Here is a 13,491-nt window from a genome sequence, read left to right as displayed (position 1 = left end):
TTTTCAGAAGTCGTCCTCTCAGGCTGCGCGATGGCCTGTAAGGACGATTTCTTTTTCTAGCAAGACTTTTCGGGCTCTATGAATGTTTGCAAGGAGGTTTGCCCATACTAAAAACTATGAAACTCGAAGCAAGAGCGCAGGAGGTAAGTCATGTTCAAATGGATAAGCTGGGTGTTCCGGGTGGTTGCGACCGCTCTGCTGCTCAGCTTCTTGTGTATATGGACGACGGGATATATTGTGAACAGTTATATGGAATCGGCGCTTAAGCAGTTGAATCTGCCGCTGGAGGTGCAGCCGCTTGCTTTGTCCGGCGTGTGGGGCACGCTATGGGGGGCGGAGCGAGCTCCGGAGAAGCGCGCGGTCGAAGAAGCGGCTTCCGGCAGCGCTTCTCAAGAGCCGCCGCCGAGCGCCAGCACGGAACCGCAAGCGGCCGGAGGGTACGAGGAGCCGCCTGTAGAAAGCAAGGAGACGGAGGAAGCAACCGCTCCTCCGGAGCCTGCCAGTGCGTCCCCCGAACCGGACGACGGGGGCGAGAATCCGCCTGAAGAAGCGGTACCGGTGTTCGGCGGACTATCGGCGCTCGCGCAGCTTAGCGATGAGCAGCGGCAATCGTTATACGCCCTGGTCGTCTCGAAGCTGAATGCCGAGCAACTGAGTCAACTGTCGAATTATCTGCAAGATGGACTAACTGCGGAGGAGCTCGCGAGCATGCAAGAGATGCTGCAGTCGGTGCTGACGGATGAGGAGTACTCGCGGATGGTAGGGCTGCTGCAAGGCGAGGGCATGCAGGAGGAATAGCGTCGCATCAACACATAAAACGCTTTCAAGAATTATGGCCGCCGGTGCTGTCAACCGGCGGTTCTTTCCATTTTTCATAATTCTAATCCGTTCAAAAGGTTGATAGAGTCCTAAGACCTATGCTAAAGTGAGGTACAAGCAAACGCCACAACCGGAGACGAAGAACACCGAAAGCAAGGGAAAAGGGGAAGATCATGGCCGATTTTAGGGGAACGAATCGGATCCGGAAAATCCTTGCCGCAGCGCGGCAAACCTTCCGGTTCGTTCAATTCGCGCAAAGGAACGGAAACAACGGTACGGGGATCACAGCACAAGAAACGCATTCTGTACGCAAATATCGTAAACCGATTATCATAGCGTCCTGCAGCATAGCCGCCGTTATAGCGGCAGGAGTCATAGGATTCAATTATGTCGAAGCCAATAAGGTAGATTACTATCAGGTTCTGGTTAACGGCGAAGTGGCGGGAGAGATCAGCAGCCAGGAGAAAGTGGATCAGTTGATCGCGGATAAGATCGAAGAGCTGAAGCACGCAGATACCCCCGCTCAGCTGGTGTTGAACGACAATCAGGTCACCTTCGCGGCTGAAAGGGCATACAAGAAGCAGACCGACGACGAGGCGACGCTGAATCGTCTTGAAGGGATGCTTAAAACTCATGCCGTAGGCGTCAAAGTAGTCGTAGAAGGCGAAGTCGTCGGCGTCGTTCGGGATGAGGCTACGGCCAAGAAGCTGTTGCAGCGGGTGAAGAACAAGTATGCTCCGGCCAGGCTTGTAGCCAAGCAAGGGGATATGGAAGTGCGCTCTCTGTCCGTGAACGCGGCCGGTGCAGACGAAGCGAAGGCGGCAGAGGACAAACCGAAGCGGGTCGTTACCGCCGTATCCTTCGCGGAGAAGGTGGAGACGGTCGAGGACGTCATTGACGCAAAACAGCTATCCGATCCGGAAGAGCTGTTCAAGACGCTGACGGAAGGCGAACCGATTCCGCGGACTTATACGGTCAAGAAAGGCGATTGCATTGGCTGCATCGCGGCGAAGCTGAACATTTCCGAAGAATTGATCTATACGAATAACAAATGGATTAAGAACGATTTTATTAATATCGGCGATGTGTTGGATCTGTCTCAGGAAGAGCCGCCGATTCTGAACGTCAACTCCGAAGAAGAGGTGACGGAGATCGAGGTCATCGAGCCGCCGATTGAATATCAGAAGAGCGATTCGATGAAGCTCGGCCAGCAGAAGGTGCTCAAGGAAGGCAAAGAAGGCAGTCAACAGGTCACCTACAAGCTGCTGAAGCGCAACGGAGCGCTGATCGAGGAAGAGCAGATTGCTCGCCAAGTCCTGATAGAGCCGATTCCAACGGTTATCCTCAAGGGAACGAAGGTCATTCGCGGCGTAGGCTCGGGCAAGTTCATCTGGCCGGTATCCGGCGCTCGTATTACCAGCTATATGGGCAAGAGATGGGGCAGAAGCCATAACGGCATCGATATGATCGGCAAGAGCAACATTATGGCGGCCGACGAGGGCGTCGTCGAATTCGCGGGCTACAAGTCCGGCGGACTCGGCAATGCGGTTATTATCGATCACGGCAACGGCTTCAAAACGACCTACGGGCACATGAAGAGCGTTAAGGTGAAGAAGGGCCAGGTCGTGGAAAAAGGCGACTCCATCGGCGTCATGGGCAGCACGGGCCGCTCCACAGGCACTCACCTTCACTTTGAGGTTCATCTGAACGGCAAGTTGAAGAATCCGACTAGTTACTTGTAGGAAAGAAACTTCTAATAATATACGAAACGCCGCATCCTGGAGCAACAGGAATGCGGCGTTTATTTCTTTTTAGGCGGGTAAGGTTCTTTGCGGTCAGTCCGGTTCAGCAAGTAGTCTATGCTGGTTTGATGCAGATCGGCCATCTTTACCAAAATCGCAATAGGTATGTTAGCCTCGCCCCGTTCATAGTTGCTGTATATTCGCTGACTGCAGTTAAGGATAGCGGCCATTTGCGTCTGTGTCATATCTTTATCTTCCCTGAGACTTCGAATTCTCTCATAGATCACCAATAGCTCACCTCAAGATAAGTATATTTTAGCGAAATGATCGCTATTTATTTTTAGCGATATTATCGCTATACTTAAGTTGATGAATGGTCGTGATATGGCGAAGGGAGATGGCGGATGTTATGAAAAGCATCGTACAGGAGCTCTACAATGGGGACCTCTGTCCCGTAGCGCAGATCATATCGAAAAATACGGCATACCGAGAAATTGGACGCAGGGTTGCAGAGGAGTTAGGTATATGGAAAAAGCGATTGACGGGGGAGGAATATAAGCAGTTGGAGGAGTTGCTCGACCTGCGCATCCAGACGATCGCCATGGACCTGGAAGCCTCATTTGAGCATGGTTTTAAGCTCGGAGCGTCTTTGATGATTGAGGTGTTGTCCGAGTAACTGGGTGGCTGCAAGAGTGCTGGCCAAGCTTAGAGCATTCAGCCGCGATTTTACACGGGTGCAAGCGTGTTGGCCAAGCTTAGAGCGTCTAATCGCGATTGTTGGGTGGCTGCAAGCGTGCTGGCCAAACTTAGAGTGTTCAATCGCGATTGTTGGGCGGCTGCAAGCGTGCTGGCTAAGCTTAGAGCGTCCAATCGCGATTGTTGGGTGGCTGCAAGAGTGCTGGTCAAGCTTAGAGCGTCCAATCGCGATTGTTGGGTGGCTGCAAGCGTGCTGGCTAAGCTTAGAGCGTCCAATCGCGATGTTATGCGGCTGCAAGCGTGTTGGCCAAGCCTAGAGCGTTCAAGTTAAAAGACATCCGGCCCTAGAACTCCATGAATAAAGAAAAAAGCAATGCAGGCCGAAGCCCTTCGATCCCGGAGGGCATTTTGTGTGTAGAAGTGCCCCTTTTGTACTATCGATGGAATTGCCTCATGCACTTCGATATACTTTTGTGGAGAACATTAATTCGATTTGAGGGATAGCAGTGAAGAGTGTAGCGGTATTTTGCGGCTCCAGTATGGGAGCTTCGCCCTCCTACAAAGAAGGCGCCATCGAACTGGGACAAGAGCTGGCCAAGCAGGGAATTACGCTCATCTACGGAGGAGCAAGCGTGGGAATTATGGGTACGGCTGCGGATGCCGTGCTGGAAGCGGGCGGCAAGGTGATCGGCGTGCTTCCGAAAATGCTGCAGGATAGGGAGATCGCCCATCGCGGCTTGACGGAGCTGATCGTTGTGAACTCCATGCATGAGAGAAAAACGAAAATGTCGGAGCTCGCCGAAGGTTTTATTGCTCTCCCAGGCGGCCCGGGGACGATGGAGGAGTTTTTCGAGATATTCACGTGGGCGCAGCTAGGGCTGCACGGCAAGCCTTGCGGCATTTTGAACATCAACGGGTATTTCGATCTGATGCTGCAATTTTTCCGGCATATGAACGAACAGCAGTTCCTCCAAGATAAATACGCCTCCATGGTGTTGGCGGATACCGGCCCTGCGGGATTACTGGACAAGTTCCGGGCCTATCAGCCGCCTTCAGTGAAGACGTATATTAAAGAAGGAAGCCAAACCTAAGCTTCTAGATATGCCAAATAAACCGAGTCCGTGGAAGCTGAATCGCTCCACGGACTCAGTTATATCCAGGGGTTACAGACAGGAACCTGACAGCGTTCTATATCTTTCACATTTCGAGTGACAACAGTAAGGTTGTGGGTAATTGCGGTGGCAGCAATTAGACTATCCATTACAGGAAGTGCAATGCCACCTTTTTCTGAATTTCCTTGGATTTGTCCCCATGTCATCAGAATATTTAAATCAAGGGAAAGGGTACGTCCGTGGAATCGTTCGGTTAAATCTTGATCGATCCATACTTGTAGCCGTGCTGCACGATCTTTATCGCTTAATTTGCTAATTCCTTTTTGTAATTCACCGAATGTGATCACGCTTAGAAACAATGCGGACTCATCGCGTTCATCTATCCAATTCAACACGCCCAAATTAGGTTCCTTTTTTATAAGTTCTGAAATTACATTTGTATCTAGGAGATACTTCATAGTTCTACCTCTCGCGGAACGTCTTGGTTTCTTTCAAGGTCAAGCTCAAGTTCGCGAAAAGGTGAGTTCTTAAAAAAATCTGTCAATCGAGTTTTGGGCTTCGTTAGACGATGATACTCCTCCATTGACAAGACGATAGCCGCCGGTCTCCCTCGAACGCTGATGATTTGGGGACCTTCATCCGTTGCTCTTTTGACAACGGAGCTTAACTGGTTTTTCGCATCCTGAAGTTGCCATTGCATCCTGTAGCCCTCCATTCGGCTAGACTGTCTAGCTATATTATACCATGGATAATTGACTTTTAAGCGCCTATTTACCAAACGTGACTTGCAATTAATCGAATAAAGAACCATACAACAGGTCACCGAAGGTCTAGAGAACCCTCACTGTCTGCAGATGAAACTTGGCGGGAAGATCAAATTATCATGGCGAGGAGGAGCTTATATCCATCGTTGGGGTAGCGCCCGCATTATGTTAAGATAGAAGGATAGGATTAGCTTCCGAGAATAGGGAGGCGGTGCAAACCATGTTGGGTAAAATTTTGGTCGTCGACGATGAACGACCGATCGCGGATATTCTGAAGTTTAATTTGGAGAAGGAAGGCTACGAGGTCGTCTGCGCTTTCGACGGGGAAGCTGCGGTGCGGCTGGCGTTCGAGGAAGAGCCGGATCTGATTCTGCTCGACCTGATGCTGCCGATCAAGGACGGCATGGACGTGTGCCGGGAAGTGCGGACGCGCCTGTCTGTGCCGATCATTATGCTGACGGCCAAAGACAACGAGATCGACAAGGTGCTCGGGCTGGAGCTTGGCGCCGACGATTACGTGACCAAGCCGTTCGGAACGAGAGAACTGCTGGCGAGGGTGAAGGCTCATCTGCGCCGTCAGCGCAATGTGGAGGCGACGCGTTCCGATGAGGAAGCCGAGCCGGAAGCGGAGCGGCAGGGTATTCGCCTTTTCAATTTGTTTATCGATACCGATATGTACGTCGTGTACAAGAACGGCCAGCCGCTCGATCTGACTCATCGGGAATTCGAGCTTGTGCACTATCTGGCGAAAAACAGCGGGAAGGTCATGACGCGCGAGCATTTGCTGCAAGCGGTATGGGGGTTCGAATATTTCGGAGACGTGCGCACGGTGGATGTGACGATTCGTCGTTTGCGGGAGAAGTTGGAGGATGATCCGAGCCGGCCGGAAATTATTTTGACACGGCGCGGGCTGGGGTATTTGGTGCGCAATCCGAAGATGGCGGGCGGTTACTACGGATGAGAGGCGTTCGTTTTTTCCGCAGCATTCAAATTAAGTTGATTATGATGGTGCTGCTGCTTATTCTGATTGCGGTTCAACTAATCGGAGTGTATTTCATCAGTACGATGAAAACATCGCTGATCAACACGTTCTCAAGTACTCTGGACAGTCAGGCGAATATGCTGACAACGGTGCTCTCCACATCGAATGCCAATAGCGAAGGGAGTTTGCCGACGGGCGCCGAGGTGAACCTGAGCGCTCTGGTCAGCAACTTCTTAACCTACAGCGGGGCCGAGGTGCAGGTGCTGGACGCCGGCGGCAAGGTACTGGCGACATCCAGCAACCATCAATCGTACATCGGCCGCAAAAATACGTCCCTGCTCGTCAGCCGGGCGCTTCAGGGCGTGCGGAACAACGAGGAAGAGATTATTGACGAAAGCAACGTCCGTAACAAGGTCATCGCCAAGCCGATTTTTAGCGGCGATAAAATCGTCGGAGCGGTCTACATCGTCGCTTCGATGAGCGAACTGTATCGGACGATGGAGGATATCAACCGTATTTTCGTCTCGGCGACGCTGATCGCACTTGGCCTCACGGCGGTGCTAGGCGTCCTGCTCGCAGGAACGATAACCTCGCCGATTAAAGCGCTGACCCGCCAAGCGGGAGCGGTGGCGGAAGGGCGATTCGACGAGCGGGTACCGGTGTTCGGCAAGGACGAGATCGGTCAGCTCAGCATCGCTTTTAACGAGATGACCGATCGGCTGAGCGACGCGCTGGCCTTGAACGAGGAAGAGAAAGAGAAGCTGGCGTCGATACTCTCGAACATGAGCGACGGGGTGCTGGCTACCGACGAGGTGGGCGGCGTCATCGTCACGAATCGTCGGGCGAGGGCGATGCTCGGACTTCAGGAGCCGCGGGACGGAATTACGCTGTCCCAGGCGCTTGGCATCGAGCGGGAGCCGATTGCGGAAACGCTGCAGGGCAATGAATCGTCCATGCTGCTGCATCGGGAGACGGAGGAAAGCACGGAAGACGAGATCTACCGGGTCACTCTAACGCCGATCCGGCGCAGGGATAAGGGAGTCGTAGGAGCGATCGCAGTGTTGCAGGACGTCACGGAAGCGGAGATGCTGGAGCAGTCCCGTCGGGAGTTCGTCGCGAACGTGTCCCACGAGCTGAGAACGCCGCTGACGACGATCAAGAGCTATGCGGAGGCACTGAGCGAAGGCGCGCTGAACGAGCCGCCGCTTGCGGACCGCTTCGTCGGCGTCATTCGCAGCGAGACAGAGCGAATGATCCGACTGGTTACAGATCTATTGCACCTGTCCCGTTTCGATTCTCGCCGTAATCAGTTGCTGCGCCAAAATGTGGATCTGCTTGAAATGCTGGAAGAGGTCGTTGATCGCTTCTCCTTTCAATTGAGGCAGAAGGCGATCACCGTATCGGTGAAGGTGGAGGAGACGCGTAAGACGGCAATGCTGGATCGGGACGGCATCGATCAAGTACTGGACAACCTTGTCTCGAACGCGATCAAGTATACGCTGGACGGCGGTTCGATCGATATTACGGCTACAACGAATGGAGACGGCCAGCTGGCGATCGCGATCAAGGATACCGGAATCGGTATTCCGAAGAAGGATCTTCCCCGCATCTTCGAAAGGTTCTATCGCGTCGATAAGGCGCGTTCGAGGAATATGGGCGGCACGGGATTGGGGCTATCGATTGCCCGGGAAATTGTGCGCGCGCACGGCGGGTCGATGACGATCGACTCCGAGTCGAACGTCGGAACCGTCGTGACCGTGCAACTGCCGATCGTGCCGGAAGGAAGTGAGAGCGCATGATCGAGAAAGGCAAATCGGTGCTGCTGTTCCTGCTCGTCGTGGTCAGCCTCTATCAAAGTTATTTGCTGGCCTACAGCAAGCCTTTCTTGGAGGCGAAGGTGAAGACCGAGCTGGATTACGTAAAGACGGAACCGCTTGGCACAGAGTCAGAGGTGAAGGATCTAATCTTCCCAGAGCAGCTTGTCGTTCATCTGGGAGAGGACAGGCATACCGTGTTCTATCCGAGCACCGTTCCGTACTACAATCTGATTCTGGAGAAGCTGCGCAGCCGCGAGTTCAAAAGCTTGCAGCGGGACTCGATAAGATCCGTTGATTGGGATCAGATTGCCCGGGAGAACCAGGGAATCGAGCTGCGCTTCGGCCGGGCGATTCCGTTCGAGCTGCTGCAGCGATTATTCAAGATTGACGGAGATTTCCTGTTCTCTCGCGATTCGATTGACCGGATCTGGATCTATACGAGCAAGCTTCGCGACGAAGTCCGGACGTACTTCTTCAGCTCGGACGGCCGCAACGTATATGAAGCTCAGAAAGCGGACTTAGCCGTCTTGGATGTGGAGGGCTATGTCGGCTTCGGGCAGTACTGGGACTCATATGTCGTCTTTGGCGAAGAGATCTACATTCCGGAGCATCCGGTCTCCCGGATGCTGAGCATGGAAGTGCCTTACGATCGCTATACGGCGGAACAGATGCAGGATAATTTTCTATTCGACGCAAGCAGTGTGCGGGCGATCCCGAGCGGCGCGTTCTACAACGACGCCAAACGGGCGATGAAGATCGAGCAGGAGGGCACATGGCTTTCCTATACGGACCCGATCGCGCCGACCGAGGGCGCCGATGAACTCGTCGAGAACGTGATCGCCGCCGTCAGCTTCGTTAATCAGCATGGAGGTTGGAATTCCGATCAGAACGGAGGAGGGAATTCCAAGTACGCTCTGGCCCATGGGAACGACCCGGTCGACAACAACGGCAACATCCGGTTTCAGCAATATTACCGCGATGTTCCGATCGTGTCGGGGACCGCGATGAATTTCGGCTATATCCAGATGACGCTGCAGCGGGGATTGGTCACTTCTTATGCCCGATCGTTGATTATGCTTGACCGAGAGGTAGTGAACAAGAAGGTCAGGAAGCTGCCCGGCGGCAGCGAGCTGCGTGCGATTCTGGAGTCGGCCGGAGGGAAGGTCGAGGCGCTGTTCCCGGCCTTTCGTCCGGAAAAGAAAGAGGACAAGATGATTCTGACCCCGGTGTGGGCGGTACGGCTCGCGAGCGGGGAGGTCATGATCGTGGCCGATTCGATTTTGGCCGAAGGAACGAAGAAGTAAACCGTAGAAGAGGCGAGGAAGGAGGAGAGGGATGGACTGGAGACGGGCCAAGAACGTGCTGATCGTATCCTTTTTGCTGCTGAATATCGTATTGGGTTATCAGCTGTGGACCGAGTGGCGCGAACGACTGAATACGACGGCCAACTGGACGTCCCTTCCCCCGGAGACGATTCAGTTTATGCGAGAAAACAACATCCAAGTGGCCGACAATGCTAAAATTCCTACTGAGACTCCGAACATGCGCGAAATCAGCTACATCTTTAAACAGTCGGCGACGCACGACGTGGCTGCGGGGAAGCAGATTGTATCGCCTCCGGAGACACGCATCGTATTTGGCGAAGAATTGTTAAAGGTGCTAGGCGGCGTCATCCCGGAGTTGGACAAGTATGCGCTCGACCAGCCCGGAAGCCGGGAAGGCTTCTACTTCGTTTTTAACCGGATGGAGGGCGGCTGGCCGATGTTCGATATCCATCTGAATTTATTCTACAGCGACCAGAGAATTCGGGCCTATACGCAGGAACTGGTCGAAATCAAGCCGCTTGCCGGCGCCAAAGATCAGCAGGTGCTTTCGGCGGCCAAGGCGTTGGCTAAAGTCATCGAGAGAAACCTGCCTGCGGGATCGGTCATTAAGGAGATTCGGCTCGGGTACCATGGGGAAATTTTCGATGAGCTGGAAGAGCAGGTCTCGACGCCGTCCTGGAGGATATTGCTGGAAAACGGGGAAGATGTGTATTACGTGAACGCGATCAGCGCCGAGGTTACGGTGGAGAAGAGCGACGCGCCGGCAAATCCGTAGTTGGACGAATTGGGGAGAAACGGCGTAAAGCCGGGGAGAGGAACAGAAGGCGATTATGGGACTTCGATTTACGGTGCTGGCCAGCGGTTCGACAGGCAATGCAACCGTCGTATCCACGGATGCGGCGAGCGTATTGATCGATGTCGGACTTAGCGGCAAGAAAATAGAAGAGCTGATGACAGAAAGAGACTTTGCCGCACGGGAGCTCGACGCCATCTTCGTGACGCACGAGCATTCCGATCATATCCGCGGCTTGGGGGCATTCGCGCGCAAGCATCGGCTGCCGATCTACGCCAACGAGAAAACGTGGGGAGCCATGATGAAGTCGGTTGGAGACATTCCCGAAGAGAACCGGAGAATTCTCCCGACCGATAGCGTCATGGAGCTTGCCGATTTAAGAATCGAATCCTACGCCATTTCGCACGATGCGGCGGAACCGGTAGGCTACTGCTTTCAATCCGGCGGAGCGAAGCTGAGCCTGGCGACCGATCTCGGATATGTCAGCGACAAGGTGATGAGACAGCTGCAAAATTCGGACGTGATGGTGCTCGAATCGAATCATGATGTGAACATGCTGCGAATGGGCCGATACCCGTGGAATACGAAGCGGCGCATTCTCGGAGACATGGGGCACCTCTCCAACGAAGCGGCCGGCGAGGCGCTGTGCAGCCTGCTGACCGGAAGGCTGAAGCGGGTTTATCTGGCGCATCTTAGTCAGGAGCACAACTTGATGGATTTAGCCAAACTTACCGTGAATACAGTATTAGAGAACAACGGATTTTTCTTTCATAAGCATGAGTTTTCACTTTGCGATACCTACTACGATCGCCCGACGGCATGGGATATCGTAGGATAAAACAGCCTGAAGCCCTGAAGTTACAATAGAAGCTGCCGATTCAGCTCGGTCTCCATTTCGGAAGCTTTCTGCCTGATTTCCTCCGGGGTCAGAATGCCCTTGTCGACCAGAAGCTCGATCAGCGTGCTAAGCGCGAGAAGCTGTTTGTAGTTGTCGTGCTTCATATCGGACACCTGAGAGGCAAGGTCGAGAAATTGCCAACCGAATTCCGCAGTTTTCATTGGCTAATCTTCCTTTCTTTACATAGAGATGATGAGAGGAAATCACTTGCTTGTCCACCTGTATTCTATTACTATTCTAGTCAAAACCCTAAGAAACATTCCTATGAATTTCAGCTTTGCATGATTAGATTGACCGCGATCAGCTAGAATAGATATAGAGGAAGTTCGCAGCGGAGAGAATGGGAGCGAGCGGCTTTCCGGAGAAGGACGGTGCAGGGCGATGGGTTTGTTCGATGATGATTTCTATTCTACGCGAGTCAGGCGCCGCTCGCGATATTGGCCGCGCGGGAGTTCGCGGGCTTTGGGCTTACGCCCCGGATCGACGCTTAGAATCGCGCTGATCTCGTCGCTGACCAGCTCAGTGCTCGTTGCTGCGCTTTTCCTGCTATGGGGAGGCGGCGGAAGAAGCCCCGAGCCGGAGTCGATGCCGGCGATCGCCGGGGGGCAATCGTACGTCGAGACGTCGGAGAGGATTATTTCCGCTTCCGAGAAAGTAAGGCCGGCTGTCGTCAGCATCATCAACTTGACAACTCAGGCGCTGGAGCTGCAGGAAGCCGGGGATTTCGAGGAAGGCGAGCTGCCGTACAATACGAGCATGGGCTCGGGCGTTATTTTCAAGAAGCAGGGCGATAAGGCCTATATTATTACGAATGCCCACGTTATTCAGGACGCAGGGGAAATTCAAGCCGTACTGGTTGGCGGGGAGCGGAAAAAGGCAACCATCGTCGGCAAGGATATCATTACCGATCTGGCGGTGCTGGAGGTAGGGTCGGACGGAATCAATACGGTCGTGGAGCTGGGGCACTCGGATAAGCTTCGCGTCGGAGAGATGGTGATTGCGATCGGCAACCCGCTGGGCTTCGGGGATTCGCTGACCCAGGGAATTGTCTCGTCGACGAAGCGGATCATTCCGGTATCGATCAACCAGGACGGCAATTACGATTGGGAGCAGGAGGTCATCCAGACGGATGCTGCGATCAATCAAGGCAATAGCGGCGGAGCTTTAGTCGACCTGAACGGCAAGCTGGTCGGGATCAACAGCATGAAGGTGGCCGATCGAGGAGTCGAGGGCATCGGCTTCGCGATTCCGATCGATCAGGCGGTTCCCGTGTTGAACGCCTTGATGGAGAAGGGCAAAGTGTCTCGTCCATATTTGGGCGTCTATACGATGAGTCTCGGCTACTACCTGGACGGCATAGAGATGAACGGCCTGGATGATCCGGACGAGGAAGAGGGATCCGAGGATACCGGCGAGCCGCGCGAAGAGACGGATGGCGAGGCCTTCGAGCCTGCGGAGCCGGTCGTTCCCAAAGGAGTGACCAAAGGCGTGATCGTGCTGGAGGCGGTAGGTCCGTCTCTGGATGCGGGGCTGAAGTTCAACGATATTATTATCGCTCTGGACAGCACGGCGATAGGGAGCACACTGGATCTTCGCAAATATTTGTATCATTCCAAGAAAATCGGGGATTCGCTGAAGGTTACCTACTACCGCGATGGCAAGAAGCACACACTAGACGTGAAGTTGACGGAAAAAGCGGATGCGCAGGAGTAGCGGAGAAGCGCGGACTTGGAGTACAAAGCAGACGATGCGAACTGAAGGGACTAACGGAATGTATTGCGTATGCCGGGAGCACGTGGAATTGGCAATCGATAAATTTGTGGACGAATACGAGGACGCGCCGGATTTGGTGAATCTCCAGACGACGGCGTTCTCCGCCTGGACTGCGCCCGAGCACTGCGAGTGGTGCGGCAATCCGGCGGAAATATTGGTCGTGTGAGCGGGGATAAAGGTACGCTTCTCCTGCTTAGGGGAGCGTAGTATAATGGATCAAAGAAGGACCCGTTGGCAGGAGCGCCAGCGGGTCCTTACATGTCTCAGAACACTGGTTAGTATGGATAGAGTGAACTGCTAAACGGAGGGAATTCATGAAAAAGATGCTTTTCGGCATTGTTGGAATCACGATTGCTGGAATACTGTTGCTGGTTGCGTACGTGAGCAATCTTGATTTTCCAGCCAAAGAAGTGAAGCCGATATCAGCCGTTTTGAAAGTAGAACGATCATCCGACGAGTTGGTTCAACTAGGTACTTATCAATCTGCAGACTGGTATATTTCCAAAACGAGTCCATCTGAGACGAATAAGCGGATGATTGCAAAGATGGAGAAGGAAGGTTGGAGATACGTCGATCAGAATGGAGCGGGGCTGTTTTTCGAAGGTAACGAAGGAACAAAAGTGATTACCTGTGAAAAATGGGCCTCCCGTTACAATGTATGCCAAGTTCCGCACTCCTAAATTTATCGGTAACTTCCATTCTCCCAGCTTTCAACGAATAAGTTTACAATACGAGCTTGGGCTCGGTACTACTTGAACGGTAAGGACGAT

General features: G+C 53.4%; 17 protein-coding genes. 13 read left to right on the top strand and 4 right to left on the bottom strand.

The genetic code is table 11. From position 1 onward, the window contains the following. Positions 1–150 precede the first annotated feature (150 nt). Together DFP98_RS12525 and DFP98_RS12520 are read left to right on the top strand one after the other, a co-directional pair. Entirely contained in the window at positions 151–798 is a 648-nt protein-coding gene (locus tag DFP98_RS12525; protein WP_116060927.1) for a hypothetical protein, read from the top strand. A gap of 194 nt (positions 799–992) precedes the next feature. Then, entirely contained in the window at positions 993–2,561 is a 1,569-nt protein-coding gene (locus DFP98_RS12520; RefSeq protein WP_116060926.1) for a M23 family metallopeptidase, read from the top strand. A 59-nt stretch (positions 2,562–2,620) separates the two neighbouring features. On the opposite strand, the gene DFP98_RS12515 is transcribed toward DFP98_RS12520, so the two are convergent. Then, entirely contained in the window at positions 2,621–2,848 is a 228-nt protein-coding gene (locus DFP98_RS12515; protein WP_342772488.1) for a helix-turn-helix domain-containing protein, read from the bottom strand. Between the two features lie 122 nt (positions 2,849–2,970). Here DFP98_RS12515 and DFP98_RS12510 point away from each other — a divergent pair, with 122 nt between their 5' ends. From DFP98_RS12510 to DFP98_RS12505, 3 genes are all read left to right on the top strand, one after another. Then, positions 2,971–3,237 (top strand): DUF6809 family protein, encoded by a 267-nt coding sequence (locus DFP98_RS12510; RefSeq protein ID WP_116060925.1) that lies wholly within the window; start codon positions 2,971–2,973, stop codon positions 3,235–3,237. Between the two features lie 69 nt (positions 3,238–3,306). Next, entirely contained in the window at positions 3,307–3,588 is a 282-nt protein-coding gene (locus DFP98_RS38640) for a hypothetical protein (protein ID WP_147310179.1), read from the top strand. A gap of 175 nt (positions 3,589–3,763) precedes the next feature. Next, positions 3,764–4,348 carry an LOG family protein gene (locus DFP98_RS12505; RefSeq protein WP_116060924.1) on the top strand — a complete coding sequence of 195 codons (585 nt, stop codon included), beginning with the start codon at positions 3,764–3,766 and terminating at the stop codon, positions 4,346–4,348. Between the two features lie 59 nt (positions 4,349–4,407). Here the strand turns inward: DFP98_RS12505 and DFP98_RS12500 are convergent, their stop codons facing one another. Together DFP98_RS12500 and DFP98_RS12495 are read right to left on the bottom strand one after the other, a co-directional pair. Further along, positions 4,408–4,827, bottom strand: a complete 420-nt coding sequence (locus DFP98_RS12500) for a type II toxin-antitoxin system VapC family toxin (protein WP_116060923.1) — start codon at positions 4,825–4,827, stop codon at positions 4,408–4,410. After that, on the bottom strand, positions 4,824–5,069 hold the full coding sequence (locus DFP98_RS12495) for a type II toxin-antitoxin system Phd/YefM family antitoxin (RefSeq protein ID WP_116060922.1): 246 nt from the start codon (positions 5,067–5,069) through the stop codon (positions 4,824–4,826). Before DFP98_RS12495 ends, DFP98_RS12500 begins: the two co-directional genes overlap by 4 nt. A gap of 284 nt (positions 5,070–5,353) precedes the next feature. On the opposite strand from DFP98_RS12495, the gene yycF reads away from it, so the two are divergent. Genes yycF through DFP98_RS12470 form a run of 5 tightly spaced genes read left to right on the top strand, consistent with a single transcriptional unit; the run spans position 5,354 to position 10,888 of the window. Further along, a complete protein-coding gene (gene yycF, locus DFP98_RS12490) occupies positions 5,354–6,094 on the top strand; it encodes a response regulator YycF (protein ID WP_147310178.1) in 741 nt (246 codons plus the stop codon). Further along, complete coding sequence (walK, locus tag DFP98_RS12485; RefSeq protein WP_116060921.1) at positions 6,091–7,914, top strand: cell wall metabolism sensor histidine kinase WalK; 1,824 nt, start codon at positions 6,091–6,093, stop codon at positions 7,912–7,914. Before yycF ends, walK begins: the two co-directional genes overlap by 4 nt. Beyond that, positions 7,911–9,236: a two-component system activity regulator YycH gene (gene yycH / locus DFP98_RS12480; protein WP_116060920.1), complete on the top strand. Its 1,326-nt coding sequence runs from the start codon at positions 7,911–7,913 to the stop codon at positions 9,234–9,236. Before walK ends, yycH begins: the two co-directional genes overlap by 4 nt. Before the next feature lie 31 nt (positions 9,237–9,267). Beyond that, complete coding sequence (gene yycI / locus DFP98_RS12475) at positions 9,268–10,032, top strand: two-component system regulatory protein YycI (protein ID WP_116060919.1); 765 nt, start codon at positions 9,268–9,270, stop codon at positions 10,030–10,032. A gap of 55 nt (positions 10,033–10,087) precedes the next feature. Next, entirely contained in the window at positions 10,088–10,888 is an 801-nt protein-coding gene (locus DFP98_RS12470; RefSeq protein WP_116060918.1) for an MBL fold metallo-hydrolase, read from the top strand. Between the two features lie 20 nt (positions 10,889–10,908). On the opposite strand, the gene DFP98_RS12465 is transcribed toward DFP98_RS12470, so the two are convergent. Then, entirely contained in the window at positions 10,909–11,109 is a 201-nt protein-coding gene (locus tag DFP98_RS12465) for a hypothetical protein (RefSeq protein ID WP_116060917.1), read from the bottom strand. Positions 11,110–11,410: 301 nt separating this feature from the next. Between DFP98_RS12465 and DFP98_RS12460 the strand changes: the two genes are divergently transcribed. The 3 genes from DFP98_RS12460 to DFP98_RS12450 all read left to right on the top strand — a co-directional run bounded on the left by DFP98_RS12460 (position 11,411) and on the right by DFP98_RS12450 (position 13,401). Then, a complete protein-coding gene (locus DFP98_RS12460; protein WP_342772487.1) occupies positions 11,411–12,661 on the top strand; it encodes a S1C family serine protease in 1,251 nt (416 codons plus the stop codon). 58 nt (positions 12,662–12,719) lie between these two features. After that, the gene (locus DFP98_RS12455; RefSeq protein WP_116060915.1) at positions 12,720–12,887 is read left to right on the top strand and encodes a CxxH/CxxC protein; all 168 of its coding nucleotides are present in this window, start codon (positions 12,720–12,722) and stop codon (positions 12,885–12,887) included. A gap of 148 nt (positions 12,888–13,035) precedes the next feature. Beyond that, a complete protein-coding gene (locus DFP98_RS12450; protein ID WP_116060914.1) occupies positions 13,036–13,401 on the top strand; it encodes a hypothetical protein in 366 nt (121 codons plus the stop codon). Positions 13,402–13,491: the final 90 nt, after the last annotated feature.

The organism is Cohnella phaseoli, assembly GCF_003386235.1.
GTDB lineage: Bacteria > Bacillota > Bacilli > Paenibacillales > Paenibacillaceae > Cohnella > Cohnella phaseoli.
The sequence above is the reverse complement of the archived record's forward strand: the minus strand, read 5'-3'. Positions and strand labels throughout refer to the sequence as shown.

What these genes read in the sequence shown, in the direction of transcription:
- DFP98_RS12525 (WP_116060927.1), top strand. Translation starts at nt 151, where the DNA reads ATGTTCAAATGGATAAGCTGGGTGTTCCGGGTGGTTGCGACCGCTCTG.
- DFP98_RS12520 (WP_116060926.1), top strand. Translation starts at nt 993, where the DNA reads ATGGCCGATTTTAGGGGAACGAATCGGATCCGGAAAATCCTTGCCGCA.
- DFP98_RS12510 (WP_116060925.1), top strand. Translation starts at nt 2,971, where the DNA reads ATGAAAAGCATCGTACAGGAGCTCTACAATGGGGACCTCTGTCCCGTA.
- DFP98_RS12500 (WP_116060923.1), bottom strand. Translation starts at nt 4,827, where the DNA reads ATGAAGTATCTCCTAGATACAAATGTAATTTCAGAACTTATAAAAAAG.
- DFP98_RS12495 (WP_116060922.1), bottom strand. Translation starts at nt 5,069, where the DNA reads ATGCAATGGCAACTTCAGGATGCGAAAAACCAGTTAAGCTCCGTTGTC.
- yycF (WP_147310178.1), top strand. Translation starts at nt 5,354, where the DNA reads ATGTTGGGTAAAATTTTGGTCGTCGACGATGAACGACCGATCGCGGAT.
- walK (WP_116060921.1), top strand. Translation starts at nt 6,091, where the DNA reads ATGAGAGGCGTTCGTTTTTTCCGCAGCATTCAAATTAAGTTGATTATG.
- yycH (WP_116060920.1), top strand. Translation starts at nt 7,911, where the DNA reads ATGATCGAGAAAGGCAAATCGGTGCTGCTGTTCCTGCTCGTCGTGGTC.
- yycI (WP_116060919.1), top strand. Translation starts at nt 9,268, where the DNA reads ATGGACTGGAGACGGGCCAAGAACGTGCTGATCGTATCCTTTTTGCTG.
- DFP98_RS12470 (WP_116060918.1), top strand. Translation starts at nt 10,088, where the DNA reads ATGGGACTTCGATTTACGGTGCTGGCCAGCGGTTCGACAGGCAATGCA.
- DFP98_RS12465 (WP_116060917.1), bottom strand. Translation starts at nt 11,109, where the DNA reads ATGAAAACTGCGGAATTCGGTTGGCAATTTCTCGACCTTGCCTCTCAG.
- DFP98_RS12455 (WP_116060915.1), top strand. Translation starts at nt 12,720, where the DNA reads ATGTATTGCGTATGCCGGGAGCACGTGGAATTGGCAATCGATAAATTT.
- DFP98_RS12450 (WP_116060914.1), top strand. Translation starts at nt 13,036, where the DNA reads ATGAAAAAGATGCTTTTCGGCATTGTTGGAATCACGATTGCTGGAATA.